Here is an 18321-nt window from a genome sequence, read left to right as displayed (position 1 = left end):
TTCACCCTCCGAGGAGACACGCATGCTGGACATCGCCGAAGAGCTGCACCGGTGGGTCTCGCAGGGACGTGAGTTCGCCGTCGCCACCGTGGTGGCGGTCGGCGGCAGCGCGCCCCGGCAGCCCGGCGCCGCCCTCGCCGTCGACCGCGACGGCACGGCCGTCGGCTCGGTCTCCGGCGGCTGCGTGGAGGGGGCGGTGTACGAGCTGTGCCGCCAGGCCCTGGAGGACGGGCGGTCCGTCCGCGAACGGTTCGGCTACAGCGACGAGGACGCCTTCGCGGTCGGCCTGACCTGCGGCGGCGTCATCGACATCCTGGTGACGCCGCTGCGGGTGGACGACCCCGCCCGCCCGTTGTTCGCCGCCGCCCTCGCGGCCGCCGCCGAGGGGACGGCGGCGGCGCTCGCCCGGATCACGGACGGACCCGCCGAACTGCTCGGCCGCCCGCTCCTGGTCCGCCCCGACGGCAGCTACGAGGGCGGGTTCGGCGGCGATGCGGCGCTCGACCGTACCGCCGCCGCCGAGACCCGCGCCCTGCTCGACGCCGGCCGCACCGGACCTCTCGCCATCGGCGCGGAGGGCTCCCGGTGCGGCCGGCCCGTCGAGCTGCTGGTCGAGTCCAGCGTCCCCCCGCCCCGCATGATCGTCTTCGGCGCCATCGACTTCGCGTCCGCCCTCGTGCGGGCCGGGAAGTTCCTCGGCTACCGGGTCACCGTCTGCGACGCCCGCCCGGTCTTCGCCACCGCCGCCCGCTTCCCCGAGGCCGACGAGGTCGTCGTCGACTGGCCCCACCGCTACCTCGCCGGGACGGCCACCGACGCCCGTACGGTGCTCTGCGTCCTCACCCACGACGCCAAGTTCGACGTGCCCCTCCTGGAGGCCGCCCTGCGCCTCCCGGTCGCCTACGTCGGCGCGATGGGCTCGCGCCGCACCCATCTGGAGCGCGAGGACCGGCTGCGCGAGGTCGGCCTCACCGACCGCGAACTGGCCCGGCTCCACTCGCCGATCGGCCTCGACCTCGGCGCCCGTACGCCGGAGGAGACGGCCCTGTCCATCGCCGCCGAGATCGTCGCGGTCCGGCGCGGCGGCAGCGGCGTACCGCTCACCGGGGCCCACACCCCCATCCACCACGACACCGGCGGACAGCCCCTCGCGCCGGTGGCCTGAACGTCCCTTCCGGGCACGGGACCAGGTACGGGGCGCCTCGGCCGGTGCGGTTGGATGAGCGTATGAGCGTTCACGACGTGGCCCGCAGGCTGCCGGGCATATCCACCCTCTCCGACCGCTGCCGATCCCTGGCGATGCTCGACGCGATCCTGTGCGCCGAGTGGGACCACCGCTGGCACGGCTTCGACGCGCGGTGGTCGCCGACCGAGGCGATGGCCTCGATGCGGGACGGGTCGGGCGGGGAGTACTCGGTGGTCTTCTCCGCCGCCGGGGCCTACGCGCGCGGCTTCGACCACGAATCCCCGATGAGCCCCTCCGTGGACGACGTCCCCTGGCCCGGCGTGCTCGACGAGGTGCCCGCCGTCTTCCGCCGGTACGTGGACGAGCCCTCGTTCTGCGACGAGTCCGGCCTGCCCGTCGTCACCGCCTGCCTCTGGCGCGAGAGCGGAGACGACCGCTGGCGGGCGGGGCCCGTCGAGTTCCCGGAGGAGGGGGAGGACGCCGACGGGGCGAACTGGCTCTTCCACCTCCTCGTCACCGGAACCCCCGAGTCCTACCGGGAGTGGGCCGAGGACTACTTCGAGACCTCCGTCGACCTCGAAGCCGTACGGCATGTGTACGCGCTCAGGCCGCTCACCGAGGCGGTGGTCGCCGCGCTCGACCCCGAACGGGTGCTGGCCGACCTGGCCGAGGACGTCGAGGAGATCGGGTATCCGGCCGACGCGGGGGAGTGATGTTCCGGGCGCCCCCCGGGAGCGTCGGCCGAGGCCCCGGGCGGCCCCTCCCCGCGGGCGCGGAGGGGCCGCCCGGGCCGTGCTCACTTCCCGCTCTGCAACGCTCCCCAGGTGGCCGGGCCCACCTTGCCGTCGACGGTGAGACCGCGGCCGGTCTGGTAGCTGCGCACCGCCGTCTCCGTGGCCGGCCCGAAGCTGCCGTCCGCGTTCACCGGGGTGCCGAGCGCCGCCGTCAGCGCCCGCTGGAGCCGCTTCACCGCGTCGCCCGACGCGCCCTTCGCCAGCGCCGGGGTCGTCCCGGCGGACAGCAGGGCCGTCCACGTCTTCGGGCCGACCGTGCCGTCGGCCACCAGCGAACGGGCCCGCTGGAACGCCTGCACCGCGCTCGTGGTGGTGGGCCCGAAGCTGCCGTCCACCGCGCCCGCCTCGTACCCCTGGGTGTTGAGCAGCGTCTGCACCGCCTTGACCTGCGGGCCGGTGGAGCCGGACTTCTGCGTCGTGTACGAGGAGAAGGTCAGGCCGTCGCCGCCGGGGGCCGGATCGCCGCCGATCAGCTGCATGTAGTGGTTCCAGTCCCAGTTGGGGCCGGGGTCCGTGTGGGTGGCGCCGGGCGCCTCGCTGTGCCCGATGATGTGCGACCGGTTCTTCGGGATGTTGTAGCGCGCCGCCAGGTGCTTGGTCAGGGCGGCGGAGGAGCGGTACATCGCCTCGGTGTACCAGGCGGGGTTGTCGACGTAGCCCTCGTGCTCGATCCCCACCGACGAGGAGTTGGCGGAGCCGGCGTGCCAGGCGGTGTCCTTCTCCCGGACCGACTGGGTCACCTCGCCGTCCGACGAGCGGATCGTGTAGTGCGCGCTGACCTGCGAGGCCGGGTTCTGGTACCAGCTGATGGAACCGGCGTACGACCCCTGGGTGGTGTGGATGACCACCTTGTCGACGGCGGCCTTGCGCCCGACGACGTAGTTCCCGGAGTACGCGGGCACCCAGAGCGCCGTCGGGTAGTCCGTGCTGAGGATGTGCGCGTCGGACGCCGCCAGCGCGCCCTTGTCCGGGGCGACCGGGCGGGACGGCACGAGCACCTCCTCGCCGCCGGAGACCGTGGCGGAGACGCCCTGGGCTAGGAACGTGTACACGGCGTCCGCGTAGAGGACGGCGGCCGTCCCCCCGGCGGCGCTGTAGCGGGCCACCGCCGGATACCAGGCGTCCACGTCCCGGCGCTCGGCGGCGTCCAGGCCCAGCGCGTCGGCGTGGTCGCGCAGGACGGCCGCGCCGCCGAGGATGTTGGCCGCGGTGTCCCGGCGCAGCTTCGCCGCGCTCGCGCCGGTCAGCTCGGCGGCCTTCTCCAGGGAGCGGTTGGCCGGGTTGCTCGCCAGGTGCATCACGCCGTAGCCGTTGGCCTGGCTGGGCGTGCCCGCGTGGCCGTCGAGGCGGGACTCGCCGTAGCCGACGGCGGCCAGCAGGTCGCGCGGTACGCCGTACTCGCGGGCCGCCTCCGCGAAGGCTCGGTTCAGCCGGCCGGCCGTGTCCGTGTGCGGGGCGGCGGTCGCCGGGTGCCCGGTCGCGAGGAGCGCGGCGGCGGTGAGGGCCGCCACGGCGCAGGCGCGGGCCCGGGTGCGGGCGGCGGTGCGTTGGGGCATGAGGGCTCCTGCTCGGTGGGGAGGTGGGGGGGAAGGGTGGCGCGCGAAGAGAAAAGCCCCCGCACCCGAGACGGGTCCGGAGGGTCGACGAACGCGGCCAGGCTATCGATATGAGCAGTGCATGACAATGAGTGACTGGGGTGTTGGGAGTGGCAACATCCTGCAGAACTTGGGGAGTTGACGGAAGCGCTGAGCCTGTCGGGTGACGTCGAGCGTCACCCGACAGGGGAGGGGGTCGCGGTTGACGCGCGGCCGGAGGCTACCAGCGGTCGCGGTGGACGACGTCCGCCACCGGGCGTCGCCGGACGGGGCCGAAGTTGCCCGCGGGCCACCCCACCGGAACGGCCGCGAAGGTGTTCATGTCCTCCGGGATGCCCAGCTCCCGCTTCCACTCCCGCTCCAGCATCAGGTGCCAGATGGTGATGTTCGCCGCGAGCCCGAGACCTCGGGCCGCGAGCAGCAGGTTCTGGACGCCCGGATAGACGCACGAGCCCTCCGCCAGCGCCTGGAAGCGTGTCTGCGTCTCCATCATGTGCCGCGTGCCCTCGGGGCCGAGCGCGCGCGCCGAGGCCGCCAGGCCCTCCTCGTCCAGGCGCGGCTCCGGGAACCGGTAGCACGGGATGATCAGCACGGGGGTGTCGGCGAAGTGGTCGCGCTGGTGCTCGATCGCCGCGACCATCCGGCCGTACGCCGCCTCGTCCATGCCCTGGGGCGCGTGCTTCCCGGTCGTCGCCAGGTACGCGTCGACGCACCGCTTCCACAGCGGGGCGAGCCGCGCCATCACCTCGCGGTCGGTCACCACCACGTACTCGTACCGCTGCATGTTGCCGCCGCTGGGGCCCCAGACGGCCGCCTGTATCAGCTGCTCGACCGTCTCCTCCGGTACCGGGTCCGGCTTGAGGCGGCGCATGGCGCGCATCGTGGACATGGTGTCGAAGAGGGCGGGGCCGCCGAGGGCGGACGGGTCGGGGCGAACCGTTTCCATGGTCATGATCGCGGAGTTTACGGCGCGGAGCGGAGCTCCAGAAGGGCTCCCGGCGGCCTTGTCCGAGGCATATGCGGCTTCGGACGGGGTGCCGAGCCGTCACCCCCGAGGCGCCCCCGAGCCGCCCCCCGAGTCGTCGCCGGGTCGCCGCCGTCGAGCCGTCGCCGCCGGTCCGCGCCTTCGGTCCGCCGCCGCCCGCTGCCGCCGCCCGGCGCCCGGCCTCCGCCTCAGCGCCGGGTCAGCCGGACGACCGGGATGTCCCGCTCGGTGCCCGCCTGGTACTCGCCGTAGCGCGGGAACAGCTCCACCAGCCCCGGCCACACCCGCGCCTTCTCCTCGGCGGGAAGCGTCGCCGCCACCGCCCCGAACCGCTCGGTTCCCACCCGGAGTTCGACCTCCGGTTCCGCCTGGAGGTTCAGGTACCACAGCGGAGGCCGGTCCGAGCCGCCGTTGGACGCCACGATCAGGTAGTCCTCGCCGTCCCGCCCGTACATCAGCACCGTGCGCCGCACCGCTCCGCTGCGCCGCCCCACGTAGTCCATCAGCAGACAGGGGACGCCGAGCTGGGTGGTGCCCTGCGTGCCGCCGGAGGACTCGTACAGCTCGGCCTGCCGGGCGACCCATGCGGCGGGGCTGGGGATGACCTCGGCGGTGCCGTCCTGCTCGGCCGTCATGGGCGTCTCCTTCGGTCGTGCCGTCCGGTACGGGCTGAGCCCCATCCTGGCACCCCTGCCGCCGCGCCCCGAATTCGTACACCTGCGCAGCACTCCCGTCGCACGGGGGAACGGGGGCCGGGAACTCGCCCGCGAAGGCGTATAAAGATGTCCTCCGGAGCAGCCGGCGTCCCCCGATGGCCCCTCCCCCACTCCCCTCACCACGCGGCAGGCGTCACCGCGTCACCGAGCCCAGGAGAGCCGAATGAGCACGTCGGAAGAGATCAGCACGTCGGAAGTGGCCGACGGGTCCGCGGAGACCGGAACGTCCGTGGAGGCCGGGGCGTTCGTGGAAACCGGTACGTGGACGGAGATCCGCACGCTGCTGGTGACCAGGTTCGGAACCGCCCCCGACGCCGTCCGCCCCGAGGCCCCGCTGCGCCGACTGCGGTTGGACTCCCTCGCGCTGGAGGAGCTGCGGCTGCTCATCGAGGACCGGCTGGACGTGGACCTGGAGGACGCCGTGCTCACCTCGCGCGACACCGTCGGCCGCCTCGTCGAGGTCGTCCACGGGAAGGTCTCCGCATGAGCGCGACCGCCGGACCCCACCGCCGGCGCCCGCTCCCCCCGTACGCCGCCGCCGTCACCGGCGTCGGCCTGGTCACCGCGGCCGGCACGGGGACGGACGCCGCCTGGCGCGGCGTCACCGAGCACCTCGTGCCCTCCGTCGGACCCCGGCCCGAACTGGCCGGACTGCCGTGCGACTTCTTCTATTCGGTCACCGACTGCGACCCGGGGGCGATTCTCGGGGTGGCCGCCCAGCGGCTGATGGACCGCTTCGCCCAGTTGGCCGTCATCGCCGCCCGCGAGGCCGTCGCGGACGCCGGACTGGACCCGTCCCTCTGGGACAGCGCACGCGTCGGCGTCGTCATCGGCTCCGCCCACGGAGGCCTGCCGTTCTACGACGAGCAGCAGGCCGTCCTCGCGGCCCGGGGCCCCCGGCGGGTCTCCCCGAAGCTCGCGCCGCTCACCGTCGTCAACGGCGCGGCCAGCAGCGTCAGTCTGGACCTCGGCGTGCACGGACCCAGCCAGGCCGTCTCCACCGCCTGCTCCTCCGGCACCGTCGCCATCGGCACCGCCCACCAGATGCTCCGCTCCGGGGCGTGCGACATCGTCATCGCCGGCGGCGCCGAATCCACCTGCACCCGGCTCCTGATCGCCAGTGCGTGCAGCCTCAAGGCCGTCTCCACCCGCCGCGAGGACCCCGCCGCCGCCTGCCGCCCCTTCGACACCCACCGCGACGGCTTCGTCGTGGGGGAGGGCGCCGGGCTCCTCGTCCTGGAACACCCGGAACACGCCCGTGCCCGGGGGGCCGCCGTCCGCGCCCACGTCAGCGGTTACGGGGCCACCAGTGACGCGCTCTCCGCCGTCGCCCCCGACCCGGACGGCCTCGGCATCGAACGGGCCCTGCGCACCGCGCTCGCGGACGCCGGGCTCTCCCCGGCCGACGTCGGGCACGTCAACGCCCACGGCACCTCGACGCTCTCCAACGACCTGATCGAGGCGACGATGCTGCGCCGGGTCCTGGGCGAGAGCCCCCTGGTGACCTCCACCAAGGCGATGACCGGCCACACCCTCGGTGCGGCGGGCGGCATCGAGACCGCGCTCACCGTGCTCGCCCTCCAGCACCAACTGGTCCCGCCCACCGTCAACCTGGACGCGCCCGACCCGGAGATCCCGATCGAGGCCGTCGCCAAGGAGGCCCGCGGCGCCTCCTTCGACTGCGCCGTCAAGACCTCGCTCGGCTTCGGCGGCCACAACGCGGCGCTCGTCCTCACCAAGGCCTGACGGAGCAGAAGGGAACGCGGCCCACCCATGCCCGAGGAGATCATCCGGCCCCTGTCGGTCGACGGAGTGCGCTTCAGCTACCGCCTCCTGCCGCACTCCCGCCCCGGAGGCGCCCCCGCCACGGAACCGACGCTCATTCTCGGCGGCGCGCTCCAGGGCATGTTCGGCTGGCCCCAGATGGACGACCACCTCGGCGACGCCGCCGACGTGGTCACCGCCGACCTGCCCGGCATGGGCAGCGCCGACCCGCTGCCGCCCGGGCCCAGCGGCGGCCTGCTGCGCCGCGCGGTGCTCGCCGTCGCGGACGACATCGGAGCCCGGCGGCTCAACGTGTTCGGCTTCTCCTACGGCACCGCCATCGCCTTCGGGTTCGCCCGCCGCCACCCCGAGCGGGTCGCCCGTCTGGCGCTCGGCGGCGTACCGGTCCACATCGACGCGGTCCAGATCGACCGCTGGGAGCGCGCCCGGCGACAGCTCGCCGCGGGGGACCGCGAGGGGTTCGCCGCGACGGCGGCCGACGCGCTGATGTGCCTGGATCCCGAACGGCCCGTTCACCGGAGGGAGTTGGCGCGCCGCTACGTGCGGCGCTCCTTCCTGCACGCGCTCGCCCACTCGCCGCACGCGGCGGACTCCCTCTACCGGGCGCTGGCGGACCGGCCCGACTTCTCCGGCGGTCTCGCCGGCGTACCGGCGCTGGTCTTCGCCGGGGAGCACGACACGGTGACCTCGCCCGCCCGGCAGCGGGAGTTCGCCGCGACCATCGAGGGCAGCCGGTTCCTCACGATCGAGGAGTCCGACCACTGGGTGGTCCTGGAGCGGGCCGAGGAGGTGGCCACGCTGGTCGCCGGGTTCTTCACCGGGCGGCGTCCGGCGGCCGGAGCGGTCACGCTGCCGCGCCAGGCGGGCGCCCGGGCGGCGCGGACCTGAGGCGCGCGGGCGGTCGGGACCCGATGGGACCCGCCCGGCCCGAAGACGGACCGGGCGGGGCGGGACGGCTCGAAAACGGGCCGGGCGGGGCGGGCCTGCTCGAAGACGGACCGGGCGGGACGGGACGGAGAATCGCCCGTCCCGCCCGGACGCCGTGCTCTACCAGGACCAGGGCCAGAGGCCGCCGACCTTGATCCGCACCACCTGCGGGTCGTGGTCGCTCGCCTGGTCGGCGAACTCGGCGTTGATGTGCACCACGTCGTAGTCGGGGCGGCGGACGCCGGGACTCGTCAGGATGTGGTCCAGCGTCTGCGAGTTGCCGTCGAAGACGTAGCTGTAACGCTCGGCCTCGGGCAGCGTCGTGATCAGCGGCTTCAGCGCCCGGTCCTTGGTCAGCGCCTCCATCGTCGGGGAGAACTCGAAGTCGTTGAAGTCGCCGAGCGCGACGACCTGCGCCGACTTGTCGGCCTTCAGCAGCGAGGCGACGAAGGTGTTCACCTCGGCGGCCTGCTGGATCCGCTTGGTCTCCGAGGAACGCGTCGGCTCCTGGAAGCGGCCGTGCAGCGGCTGGTCGCCGCCCTTGGAGGCGAAGTGGTTGCCGATGACGAAGACCGGCTTGCCCCGGAAGGCGAACTCGCCCACCAGCGGCTTGCGGCTGTCCGCCCACGCCGGGCTCGCCGGGTTGATCCGGCCCGGGGACGCGGAGAGCCGGACGCCCTTCCAGGTGTCGACGGCCCGCACCGGCGTGGTGGCGTCGCCGCCCGCGCGGTCGGTGAAGGAGACCCGCTCCGGGTTGTAGAGGAAGACGTTGCGGATGTTGCCGCCGGGCTCGCCGCCGTCCTTGTTGTTCTCGGGAGCTATGTAGCGCCAGGCGTAACGCGGGCCGCCCTGGGCGACGATCGCGTCCGTGAACCGCTTCAGCGTCGCCTCGGAACCCGTCGTGCCGTCGTTCACCGCACCGTTGTCGTCCTGGATCTCCTCCAGCGAGACGATGTCGGGGGAGGAGAGGTTGACCGCGACGCCGGCGGCCAGGGTGTCGAACTTCGCCTGGTCGTCGCGCGCGTCGAGGTTCTCCACGTTGTACGTGGCGACCGCCAGCTCGTTCTTCTTCTGCTTGCGGGTCACCTCGCGCCGCAGCCCGTTGTCGACGAGTGTGCCCAGTTCGGTGGCCTGGACGTTGTAGCCGCCGTAGCTCGCGTAGTCGAGGACGCCGGTGGTGCGGCCCTTCAGCACGTCCCCGACGTTCGCCGTCGGGACCGGCCGCGCCGGGTCGAGCGAGAGCACCTTGAGGCGGCCGGTGTTCTGGTCCTCGTACGAGGCGTACCGGGTGCCGCCGCGCCGGGTCGGGTTCTCCCCGGGCTTGACCGTCACCCAGATCTCGTCGTACGCGGTCGTCGCGCCGGTGACCCGCGTGTCGGCGAACGTGACGCGGGAGCCCTCCAGCGCCTCGTAGAGGTCCAGCGCGTACCGGCTCGGGTCCAGGGGCAGCGCGTCGATCGATCCGCCGTCCGCCGAGGGCACGTAACGGCCGGGCACCGAGCGGGCGTCGAGGACGGCCGGGTCGGGCAGCGCGTTGCCGGAGGAGAGCACGGTGGTGCGGGGCGAGGTGATCTGGGTGAGCGACTGGGTGCCGGTACCCGGGTAGTACTCCGCGACCTTGCCGCTGACCAGGACGGAGTCCCCGGTCTTCACGGCCGGCGCGGCGGAGCCGGTGTAGACGAACAGGCCCTCGCCCGTACGCGGGTCCTCGTCCGGCGCGGTGTCCTGGATCCAGAAGCCGCGCGATCCGCTGGTCCGCACGCCCGTGACGACGCCCGGGACGCCGGTCACCGCGGTGCCGGCGAGCGGGGAGACGCGGGTGGCGCCCTGGATGTCGTGGACGCGGACGGGGCCGGGCTCGGTGGGGCCGGGCTCCTCCGGGGGCTGTCCGCCGCCGGACGTCTCGCCCTTGGTGTTGACCGGGGTGGGGGAGCCCGCGGCGAGGTCGGCGGCGTTGTCGTCGGTGTCGGCGAGCGAGGCGGCGCGGGCGACGGAGGCGGTGGCCGAGGCGCCGGGAACCGGGCCGCTGCCCTCGCGGACGACCGCGGAGCCGTAACCGACCAGGTCCACGATCCGGGTGTCGGCCGCGCAGTCCGCCGCCGACTTGCAGGTGAGCGGGGTGGTCCCGGAGACCAGGGCGACGGTGCCGCTGCCCGCCGCCATGGCGACGGCGCCGGTGGCGTCGGCGGTCGGCAGGGCGACGGTGCCGCCGGTGCCCGCGGCCTGGGCGACGAGGTACCGGCCGCCGGGGGCGATGGACCCGGTCAGGGCGGAGACCTGCCACTGCGATCCGGCCGAGGGGCTGCCCGGGAGGTACTGGACGCTGAGTCCGCCCACCTCGTAGGGCGCGGAGCCGGCGTTGGCCAGCTCGACGAAGTCCCGGGTGAGCGTCGCGCCGGAGTTGCCCCCGCCGCCGTACACCTCGGAGATGACGGCGGTGGCGGACGGGGCCGCGTGGGCGGCGGGCAGGGCGGTCACCGCGAGCGCGGCGGCGACGGCTCCGGTCAGCAGGACGGAACCGGATCTGTATATCTGCACGGGAGGTGCCCCCAACTGAGTAGTAGGGGCAAAAACTATGCGCGTAGAACAGGGTATGACAAGGCGTGGAGGGTTAATTCCGGGAGTACTGGGAGTGAGCGCCACGGCAACGCGCCCGGCGCGGCCCCGCAGGAGGGGCGCGCGCCGGGCGCGTCGGTGGGCTCCCGGGCCGGCCGGGCGCGACCGGGCCGGGTCACCGGCGGATGCGCTCGCGGCCTGGACCGGTCACTGGCGGATGCGCTCGCGGATCCAGACCCCGGCCTCCTTGAGGACCCCGGTGCCCGTCCAGGTGGAGCCGTTACAGGTGCCGGTCTTGAAGACGGCGCCCGAGCGGTGGTCGTCGGAGTAGTTCCAGTTGGTCCAGGAGATCTTCTTGCGCTTCATCAGGTCGAGGTAGCGCTGCGACATGGTGAAGTCGTTCGCCCCCTCGCCCGCGTAGTTCTGCGTGCCGAACTCGGTGACGAAGACGGGGAGCTTGTCGGACGCCCGGTCGAGCGTCTTCAGGTACTCGTCGCGGTGCGAGGCCGCGTAGAAGTGGAAGGTGTACATGATGTTCGAGGCGCGGACGGGGTTGTTCACGACCTCCGACTCGTTCGCGCCCTCGGACACCCCGAACGAGGACCAGGCGCGCGTCCCCACCAGCACGACCCCGTCGGGGTCCTGGGCGCGGATCACCGGGATGATCTTCTCGGCGTACGACTTGACGGCCGACCAGCTCACCCCCGAGGGCTCGTTGGCGATCTCGTAGAGCACGCCCGGATGGTTCTTGTACTTCTTCGCCATCGCGGTGAAGAAGGTCTTCGCCCGCGAGAGGTTCGCGTTCGGGTCGCCCGGGTCGAGCATGTGCCAGTCGATCACCGCGTACATGCCGCGCGCGTGCGCCGCGTCGACGAACTTCTGCGCCCGGGCGGTGAATCCGGCCGGGTCGGTCTCGTACCCGTCCTCCTGCACGTAGGTGGAGACGCGCAGCACGTCGGCGCGCCAGTCCTGGGCGAGGGCGTCGAGCGAACCGCCGGTGACGCACTGGGCGTACCACTGGGTGCCGTGCGTGCTCATCCCGTTCAACGCGACGGCCTCGCCGGAGGCGTTGCAGAGCTGGCGGCCGCAGACGGAGAGCTGGCCGTTGGCGGCGAGCGGGGTGGCGGCGGTGGGAGCGGCCGGGGCCGGGGCGGCGCCCGCCCGGACGGGAGCCATGAGCGCGGTGACGGCGCCGAGCGTGGACACGGCGATCAGGGCCTTGCGCGCCAGACGGCGGCGGCCGGGCGTGGACGCGGAGCCGGTGGGGGGTGTGGTGCGCTGGTGCATGGTGGTGCTCCCTTCGGAGGGGGTGGGAGGCGCCATGTCGGCAGCATCGAAAGTAAGGGTTCCTTCCAATTGCCGTCAACGGTGTTGGGAAACTTTCCTGTCTATTAACGCGCGTGACGGAAGGGCCCGTTGGGGCCCTTCCGCAACGTTCCCCTCCCGAAGGTCCGGCGGTTCCGCTCAGCCCTCCGGCAGCGGGTAGACCGCCAGCGTGAACGAGTGGCCCGCCGGGTCCGCGTACGTCCGCACGTCCCGGGGCCCGCTGTTGCCGTCACCGGTGTCGACGGGTCGGGCTCCGAGGGATATCGCCTCCCGCTCCGCCTCGTCGATGTCCTCCCGTGACACCAGGATCCGCACATGCGCCTGCTGCGAGTCCTCCGGGCGGGGCCAGCTCGGCGGGGCGTAGCCGTGATCGCGGCGGATCGCCAGCCGGACGCCGTCGTTGCCGACGATCTCGACGAAGTCGGGGTCGCTGCCGATCCGGGTCTCCGCGCCGAGGAGGCCGGCGTAGAACTCGGCCAGCTCCACGGGCTCGGCACAGTCAAGGACGAGGACGCTCGTTTTCTCCACAGTCATGCGGGAACCACTACCCCCACCGGGAGCGCGCACGCCGTACCGGGCCCGGGCCGGGAAACCGGAATCCGGGCCACCGGCGCGGCCGCGTCCCGGATGAGGAAACACTCCACCCGACCTAAGGTGCGAACCATGGCACGGAGCGCGGCGCACACCGGGCCGACCGGGGGCGACGCCGCCCCGGACGGCCCCGACCCCCGGAGGTGGCGGGCGCTGGCCGTCTGCCTGGTGGCCGGGTTCATGACCCTGCTCGACGTCTCCATCGTCAATGTGGCCCTGCCCTCCATCAAAGCGGGCCTGCACACCCCCGAGTCCGACCTCCAATGGGTGCTCTCCGGCTACGCCCTCGCCTTCGGCCTCTTCCTCATCCCCGCCGGACGCCTCGGCGACGCACGGGGCCGCCGGGCGGTCTTCATGGCCGGGCTCGCCCTGTTCACCCTGGCCTCCGCCGCCTGCGGAGCCGCCCAGTCCAGCCTGTGGCTGGTGATCGCCCGCCTCGTCCAGGGCATCGCGGGCGGCCTGATCTCCCCGCAGATCTCCGCCCTGATCCAGCAGATGTTCTCCGGGCGCGAGCGCGGCCGGGCCTTCGGCATGTTCGGCACCGTCGTCGGCATCTCCACCGCCGTGGGCCCCCTGCTCGGCGGACTCCTCATCCAGGCCGCCGGACCCGACCACGGCTGGCGCTGGGTCTTCTACGTCAACCTCCCGCTCGGCGTCCTCTGCCTCCTGCTCGCCCACCGGCTGCTCCCGGACACCCCGTCGGCCGGCCGGGTACGGCCGCGCGACCTGGACCCGGTGGGCGTCGCCCTCCTCGGGACCGGGGTGCTGGCACTGCTGCTGCCGTTCGTCCAGGCCCAGCAGTGGCCCGGCAACGGCAAGTGGCTCCTGCTGGTCCTGGCCGCAGCCCTGCTCGGCGCGTTCGTGGCCTGGGAGGCGCGGTGCACGGGCGGACGCGTCCACCCGGTCCTGGACCTGTCCCTGTTCCGGCTGCGCTCCTACTGGCTGGGCTGCCTGCTGATCCTGCTCTACTTCGCCGGATTCACCTCCATCTTCTTCATCACGACCCTCTACCTCCAGTCCGGCCTGGGCTACTCCGCGCTCCAGGCCGGGCTCGCCATCACCCCCTTCGCCCTCGGTTCCGGCGCCGCCGCGTCCCTCGGCGGCCGGCTCGTCGGCCGCTTCGGCCGCCCGCTGGTGGTGGCGGGGCTGGCCATGGTCGCCCTCGGCCTCGGCGGCACCGCGCTCGCCGTCCACCTGGTCCCCGGCGCCGGAGGGGGCTGGGCCATGGCCGCTCCGCTGCTCCTCGCCGGCCTCGGCAGCGGCCTGGTCATCGCCCCTAACCAGACCCTGACCCTCGCGGAGGTGCCGGTGGACCGGGCCGGCAGCGCCGGGGGCACCCTCCAGACGGGGCAACGGGTCGGCTCCGCGATCGGGATCGCCGCGGTCGGCGCGGTGTTCTTCGCCCAGGTCGGCCCCGACGGCTGGGCCGACGCCTACGACCACGGGCTCGTCGTCTCCGTCGCCTTCGTGGTGGCCGGGCTGATCGTGGCCCTGGCCGACGTGGGCGCGGACCGGCGGGGCAGACGACGCACAGCGGACCGCACCACCGACCCATCGAGGAGCACGGCATGAGCGACACGACGACCGGCAGCGCCGGGACCGAGGGCAACGACTCCTACGGCCACAAGCCGTTCAAACGGTCCCGCAGCCACTTCGCCGACCGGATCACCGCGGACGGCCGCCACGGCTGGCCCGTCGAGGCCGGCCGCTACCGGCTCGTGGTCAGCCGGGCCTGCCCCTGGGCGAGCCGCGCCCTGGTCTCCCGGCGGCTCCTCGGCCTGGAGGACGCCCTCTCGCTCGCCGTCGCCGACCCGATCCAGGACGACCGCAGCTGGCGCTTCACCCTCGACCCGGACGGCAAGGACCCGGTACTCGGCATCCACCACCTCAGCGAGGCGTACGACGCCCGGGAGCACGGCTACCCCGGCGGCGTCAGCGTGCCCGCCGTCGTGGACGTCCCCAGCGGGAAGCTGGTCACCAACGACTACCAGCAGCTCACCCTCGACCTGGCCACCGAGTGGACCGCCCTGCACCGCCCCGGCGCCCCCGACCTCTACCCCGAACCGCTGCGCGCGGAGATCGACGAGGTCATGGAGGGCGTCTACCGGGACGTCAACAACGGCGTCTACAAGGCCGGGTTCGCCAGCTCGCAGCAGGAGTACGACGAGGCGTACGAGGCCCTCTTCGCCCGCCTGGACCAGGTGTCCGCCCGTCTCGCGGACCGCCGCTACCTGGTCGGCGACACCATCACCGAGGCCGACATCCGCCTCTTCACCACCCTGGTGCGCTTCGACCCCGTCTACCACGGCCACTTCAAGTGCAACCGGAACAAGCTGACCGAGGACCCGGTCCTGTGGGCGTACGCCCGTGACCTCTACCAGACGCCCGGCTTCGGCGACACGGTCGACTTCGACCACATCAAACGGCACTACTACCAGGTGCACACCGGCATCAATCCGACCGGCATCGTCCCCCTCGGCCCCGACCTCTCCGGCTGGACCACCCCCCACCACCGCGAACAGCTCGGCGGCCGGCCGTTCGGCGACGGCACGCCCCCCGGCCCCGTGCCGCCGGGCGAGCAGGCGCCCCCGGCGGCGACCTTCTGAGCCTCGGCGGCGACAAGGAGTCGTCCGGCCGCACCGGACCGGACGACTCCCCCCCTCGCCTTCCCGCGCCGGTGCGGACGTCCACCGGGCGACGGCGACCACGGCGGGCGGCACGTACGAGGTGCACGGCGACTTCGCGCCCGCCCCCTGAGCGGGAGGCTCACCGCACCCGCGGCGGAGCCGGCCGCGGAGCGAGCGTGCCCGCCGCCAACGGCGTACGGGCCAGGCGCACGCACCCCGCGGTGATGAGGGCCAGCGCCGCCAGCTCGGGCAGCAGCCACCAGCCGGTCCGCAGCACCTCGCCGAAGAGCGTCACCCCGTACACGATGCTGATCAGCGCGTCCCCCAGGGTCAGCACCGGCTGCACGGCGACCAGGCTGCCCGCCTGGAGGGCGTTCTGCAGCAGGAACAGGGCGCCCACCCCGGCCACCGCCGTGGCGTACAGCTGCCAGGACGACAGCAGCGCGCCGGCCCCGCCCTCGTCGAGGCGCGCCATCGCGTCCTTCATCAGAGCGGCCGTCAGCGCGTACCCGCACGCGGCGGCCGACCCCAGCAGCGCCGCCCGGAGGTTGCCGCGCGTCCGCAGCGCGCCACCGATCAGCGCCGCCTCGAACAGTCCGGTCAGCACCAGCGCCGGAAGCCACGCCGCGCCCCGGACCGTTTCGGAACCGCCGACCGGCGCGGCCGACGCCATGCCGAGCGCGAGACCGACCGTGACGGCCGCGACGCCGTACCACAGCGCCCGGTCCGCCCGGACCCGCATCACGTACCCGGCGATCAGCAGCGTGGCCGGCAGCTCGATCACGAAGATCGGCTGGACCACCGCGATCGGCCCGGTGGCCAGCGCGACCGCCTGGCAGACGGCCGCCACGATCACCAGCCCGATCCCCGCCAGCCACACCTTCTGCCGCAGCAGCCGGCCGAACAGCGACAGCCGCATCGCCTCGCTGTCGGGCACGCGCATCGCCGCCCGGCGCTGGAGCACCGAGGCGGAACCGTTGCTGAGGGCGGTGAGGACGGCGAACAGGATGCTGATCACCGGTTCATCATGGCGGCGGCCCGGCCGGACCGCGCGGCGCGAGACCCGGTGGGCGTAAGCGCCCCGTCCGACCGGAACGTCCCGGTCCCGCCGCCCGGCGCCCGGGCGGGCCGGGCCGCCCGCGGGCCCCGGTAGCGTACGGGCCATGCCCGCGCAGACGCACCGCCCCGCCGCCCGCCTCACCACGCGCGAGCTGAACCGGGCGACCCTGGACCGCCAGCTCCTGCTGCGCCGGTCGGCGATGTCCGCGAAGGAGGCGGTCGGCCACCTCGTCGGGCTCCAGGCCCAGAACACCAAGCCGCCCTACTTCCAGCTGTACGCCCGGCTCGCGGACTTCGACCCGGCCGAGCTGTCCGCCCTGATGGAGTCCCGCGAGGCGGTCCGCCTCGTCACCCTGCGCTCCACCCTGCACACCCATACGGCGGACGACGCGCTCACTTTGGCGCCCCTGGTGCGGGCGCCGCGCGAACGGGAGCTGAGGTCGTTCCGGCGCGGGCTGGAAGGGGTGGACCTGGACCGGCTCGCGGCGGTGGCCCGGGAGCTGGTCGAGGAGCGCCCCCGCCCGCTCGGGGAACTGCGCGCGGACCTTCTCGCCCACTGGCCGGACGCCGACCCCCTCGCGCTCACCACCGCCGCCCGGTGCCTGCTGCCGCTCGTCCAGGTCACCCCGCGCGGACTGTGGGGCCGCAGCGGGCAGGTCGCGCTGACCACCGTCGAACGCTGGCTCGGCCGGTCCGCCGGGCCCGGGCCCGGGCTCGACACCACCGTGCTGCGCTACCTGGGCGCGTTCGGGCCCGCCTCGGTGAAGGACTTCCAGAGCTGGGCGGGGATCACCCGGACGAAGGAGGTCTTCGAACGGCTCAGGCCCCGGCTGGCCGTTTTCCGCGACGAGAACGGCGTCGAACTCTTCGACCTTCCCGACGCCCCGCGCCCCGACCCCGAGACCCCGGCCCCGCCCCGCTTCCTGCCCGAGTTCGACAACGTCCTGCTCGGCCACGCCGACCGCACCCGCGTCATCCCCGCGGCCAACAAGGGCCGCAACGGAGTGGGCAACCAGACGTACGGGAGCGTCCTCGTCGACGGCTTCCTCGACGCGCTCTGGCGCGTCCGGCGGGAGAAGGACACGGCGGTCCTGACCGTCCAGCCGCTGCGGAGCCCGACCCGCGCGGAGACCGCCGGGATCACCGAGGAGGCGGCCCGGATGCTCACGGTGATGACGGACGCGCCGGACCACGACATCCGGTTCGGCACGTTCCTGGACTTCCAGGAGTGAGCGGCCCGGGAAACGTCTGAGCGGACCGGGGAGGACCGGCGCACGGACGGGACGGCGGCCCCGCCCGCCCCGGGGCCGGTCAGGGCAGCAGCCCCGCCCGGCGGGCGGCGACCACCGCCTCCAGCCGCGTGTGCGCCCCCAACTTCCGCATCGCGGACCGCAGATACCCCTTCACCGTCTCCGGCCGCAGCCCCAGCCGCTCCGCCGCCGCCGCGTTCGTCGCCCCCGCCGCCACGCACGCCACCACGTCCACCTCGCGCGGGGCGAGCCGCACCTCACGGACCGTCGGCGTCCGGGTCCCCGACGCCGAGGCCAACCGCCCGCAGACGTCGAGGAGTTCGGCGCGCAAAGCCGGGTCGAGGACCCTGGGGGCCAGGGCGCGCAGTTCGCGGTGGGCCTCGCGCACGTCCTCCCAGGCGCCGGGCGCCGTACCCGGGTCGCTCACCTGCTCGCGTCCCGCCGCCAGCAACCGCCGTACCTCGTCCCGTACCGCGAGCGACTGCTCGACGTCCCGCGCCGCCGCCACCACCGCGTCGAACGTCCGGTCGCCGAGCGTGACCGGGGTGCGCAGCGCCCCGTACAGCACGCCCCGCACCGTACGCCGTACGACGACGGGGACCGCGACGACCGAACGCAGCCCCTCCGCCGCCACCGCCGCGTCGTACTCGTGGCTGATGTGGCGCGAGGAGGCGTAGTCCGTCACCGCGCACGGCCGCGACAACGCGATGGACTTCCCGCCGAGACCGCTCCCGGCGGAGACGACGAGACCCCGCAGGGCAGTGGTCTGCGCCCCGTTCAGCTCGGCGATCCGCGCATGGCGCGCGTCCGACAGCAGACCGCCGAACACCACGGGAAGCCCGCTGGCGCGGCGCAGCCTCAGCAGCGCCGCCTGCATCTCCACCGCCTCGACCGCTTCCGGCACTCCGACGCCCCTCCGCCCCG

16 protein-coding genes are annotated in these 18321 nt (G+C 73.9%); 8 read left to right on the top strand and 8 right to left on the bottom strand.

Translation table 11 applies throughout. From position 1 onward, the window contains the following. Positions 1–22 precede the first annotated feature (22 nt). Together AMK24_RS09230 and AMK24_RS09225 are read left to right on the top strand one after the other, a co-directional pair. Positions 23–1165 carry an XdhC family protein gene (locus tag AMK24_RS09230; protein WP_073766969.1) on the top strand — a complete coding sequence of 381 codons (1143 nt, stop codon included), beginning with the start codon at positions 23–25 and terminating at the stop codon, positions 1163–1165. A 62-nt stretch (positions 1166–1227) separates the two neighbouring features. Further along, positions 1228–1899 (top strand): hypothetical protein, encoded by a 672-nt coding sequence (locus tag AMK24_RS09225; RefSeq protein WP_073766968.1) that lies wholly within the window; start codon positions 1228–1230, stop codon positions 1897–1899. A gap of 83 nt (positions 1900–1982) precedes the next feature. Here the strand turns inward: AMK24_RS09225 and AMK24_RS09220 are convergent, their stop codons facing one another. From AMK24_RS09220 to AMK24_RS09210, 3 genes are all read right to left on the bottom strand, one after another. Beyond that, entirely contained in the window at positions 1983–3536 is a 1554-nt protein-coding gene (locus tag AMK24_RS09220; protein ID WP_073766967.1) for a peptidoglycan-binding protein, read from the bottom strand. A gap of 259 nt (positions 3537–3795) precedes the next feature. Continuing rightward, positions 3796–4527, bottom strand: coding sequence for a nitroreductase family protein (locus tag AMK24_RS09215; RefSeq protein ID WP_073766966.1), 732 nt, complete (start codon positions 4525–4527; stop codon positions 3796–3798). A gap of 221 nt (positions 4528–4748) precedes the next feature. Beyond that, positions 4749–5195 (bottom strand): nitroreductase family deazaflavin-dependent oxidoreductase, encoded by a 447-nt coding sequence (locus AMK24_RS09210; protein ID WP_073766965.1) that lies wholly within the window; start codon positions 5193–5195, stop codon positions 4749–4751. Between the two features lie 328 nt (positions 5196–5523). Here AMK24_RS09210 and AMK24_RS32600 point away from each other — a divergent pair, with 328 nt between their 5' ends. From AMK24_RS32600 to AMK24_RS09195, 3 genes are read left to right on the top strand one after another with little or no spacing between them, the layout of a single operon-like run. Next, on the top strand, positions 5524–5763 hold the full coding sequence (locus AMK24_RS32600) for an acyl carrier protein (RefSeq protein WP_384579787.1): 240 nt from the start codon (positions 5524–5526) through the stop codon (positions 5761–5763). Beyond that, positions 5760–7022, top strand: coding sequence for a beta-ketoacyl-[acyl-carrier-protein] synthase family protein (locus AMK24_RS09200; protein ID WP_073766964.1), 1263 nt, complete (start codon positions 5760–5762; stop codon positions 7020–7022). Before AMK24_RS32600 ends, AMK24_RS09200 begins: the two co-directional genes overlap by 4 nt. A gap of 27 nt (positions 7023–7049) precedes the next feature. Continuing rightward, positions 7050–7949: an alpha/beta fold hydrolase gene (locus AMK24_RS09195; RefSeq protein ID WP_073766963.1), complete on the top strand. Its 900-nt coding sequence runs from the start codon at positions 7050–7052 to the stop codon at positions 7947–7949. Between the two features lie 159 nt (positions 7950–8108). Here AMK24_RS09195 and AMK24_RS09190 read toward each other — a convergent pair whose 3' ends face one another. The 3 genes from AMK24_RS09190 to AMK24_RS09180 form a co-directional block, all read right to left on the bottom strand. Next, positions 8109–10526, bottom strand: coding sequence for an endonuclease/exonuclease/phosphatase family protein (locus tag AMK24_RS09190; protein ID WP_073766962.1), 2418 nt, complete (start codon positions 10524–10526; stop codon positions 8109–8111). Positions 10527–10751: 225 nt separating this feature from the next. Further along, positions 10752–11831: a glycoside hydrolase family 5 protein gene (locus AMK24_RS09185; RefSeq protein ID WP_073768709.1), complete on the bottom strand. Its 1080-nt coding sequence runs from the start codon at positions 11829–11831 to the stop codon at positions 10752–10754. Positions 11832–12008: 177 nt separating this feature from the next. After that, positions 12009–12404 (bottom strand): VOC family protein, encoded by a 396-nt coding sequence (locus AMK24_RS09180; RefSeq protein WP_073766961.1) that lies wholly within the window; start codon positions 12402–12404, stop codon positions 12009–12011. 129 nt (positions 12405–12533) lie between these two features. On the opposite strand from AMK24_RS09180, the gene AMK24_RS09175 reads away from it, so the two are divergent. Both AMK24_RS09175 and AMK24_RS09170 read left to right on the top strand, forming a co-directional pair. After that, entirely contained in the window at positions 12534–14033 is a 1500-nt protein-coding gene (locus AMK24_RS09175) for an MFS transporter (RefSeq protein ID WP_073766960.1), read from the top strand. Continuing rightward, positions 14030–15067, top strand: a complete 1038-nt coding sequence (locus AMK24_RS09170; RefSeq protein ID WP_073766958.1) for a glutathione S-transferase family protein — start codon at positions 14030–14032, stop codon at positions 15065–15067. Before AMK24_RS09175 ends, AMK24_RS09170 begins: the two co-directional genes overlap by 4 nt. Positions 15068–15227: 160 nt before the next feature. Here the strand turns inward: AMK24_RS09170 and AMK24_RS09165 are convergent, their stop codons facing one another. Beyond that, positions 15228–16106 carry a DMT family transporter gene (locus AMK24_RS09165; protein ID WP_073768707.1) on the bottom strand — a complete coding sequence of 293 codons (879 nt, stop codon included), beginning with the start codon at positions 16104–16106 and terminating at the stop codon, positions 15228–15230. A gap of 145 nt (positions 16107–16251) precedes the next feature. Here AMK24_RS09165 and AMK24_RS09160 point away from each other — a divergent pair, with 145 nt between their 5' ends. Further along, positions 16252–17379: a winged helix DNA-binding domain-containing protein gene (locus tag AMK24_RS09160; protein ID WP_073766957.1), complete on the top strand. Its 1128-nt coding sequence runs from the start codon at positions 16252–16254 to the stop codon at positions 17377–17379. A 79-nt stretch (positions 17380–17458) separates the two neighbouring features. Here the strand turns inward: AMK24_RS09160 and AMK24_RS09155 are convergent, their stop codons facing one another. Next, positions 17459–18301 carry a response regulator transcription factor gene (locus AMK24_RS09155; RefSeq protein ID WP_073766956.1) on the bottom strand — a complete coding sequence of 281 codons (843 nt, stop codon included), beginning with the start codon at positions 18299–18301 and terminating at the stop codon, positions 17459–17461. Between the last annotated feature and the right edge of the window lie 20 nt (positions 18302–18321).

The sequence above is a fragment of the Streptomyces sp. CB02366 genome, assembly GCF_001905905.1.
In the GTDB taxonomy this organism is placed as follows: Bacteria; Actinomycetota; Actinomycetes; order Streptomycetales; family Streptomycetaceae; genus Streptomyces.
The sequence above is the reverse complement of the archived record's forward strand: the minus strand, read 5'-3'. Positions and strand labels throughout refer to the sequence as shown.

Coding starts and splice junctions, on each gene's coding strand:
- AMK24_RS09230 (WP_073766969.1), top strand. CDS start 23: ATGCTGGACATCGCCGAAGAGCTGCACCGGTGGGTCTCGCAGGGACGT.
- AMK24_RS09225 (WP_073766968.1), top strand. CDS start 1,228: ATGAGCGTTCACGACGTGGCCCGCAGGCTGCCGGGCATATCCACCCTC.
- AMK24_RS09220 (WP_073766967.1), bottom strand. CDS start 3,536: ATGCCCCAACGCACCGCCGCCCGCACCCGGGCCCGCGCCTGCGCCGTG.
- AMK24_RS09215 (WP_073766966.1), bottom strand. CDS start 4,527: ATGACCATGGAAACGGTTCGCCCCGACCCGTCCGCCCTCGGCGGCCCC.
- AMK24_RS09210 (WP_073766965.1), bottom strand. CDS start 5,195: ATGACGGCCGAGCAGGACGGCACCGCCGAGGTCATCCCCAGCCCCGCC.
- AMK24_RS09200 (WP_073766964.1), top strand. CDS start 5,760: ATGAGCGCGACCGCCGGACCCCACCGCCGGCGCCCGCTCCCCCCGTAC.
- AMK24_RS09195 (WP_073766963.1), top strand. CDS start 7,050: ATGCCCGAGGAGATCATCCGGCCCCTGTCGGTCGACGGAGTGCGCTTC.
- AMK24_RS09185 (WP_073768709.1), bottom strand. CDS start 11,831: ATGCACCAGCGCACCACACCCCCCACCGGCTCCGCGTCCACGCCCGGC.
- AMK24_RS09180 (WP_073766961.1), bottom strand. CDS start 12,404: ATGACTGTGGAGAAAACGAGCGTCCTCGTCCTTGACTGTGCCGAGCCC.
- AMK24_RS09175 (WP_073766960.1), top strand. CDS start 12,534: ATGGCACGGAGCGCGGCGCACACCGGGCCGACCGGGGGCGACGCCGCC.
- AMK24_RS09170 (WP_073766958.1), top strand. CDS start 14,030: ATGAGCGACACGACGACCGGCAGCGCCGGGACCGAGGGCAACGACTCC.
- AMK24_RS09160 (WP_073766957.1), top strand. CDS start 16,252: ATGCCCGCGCAGACGCACCGCCCCGCCGCCCGCCTCACCACGCGCGAG.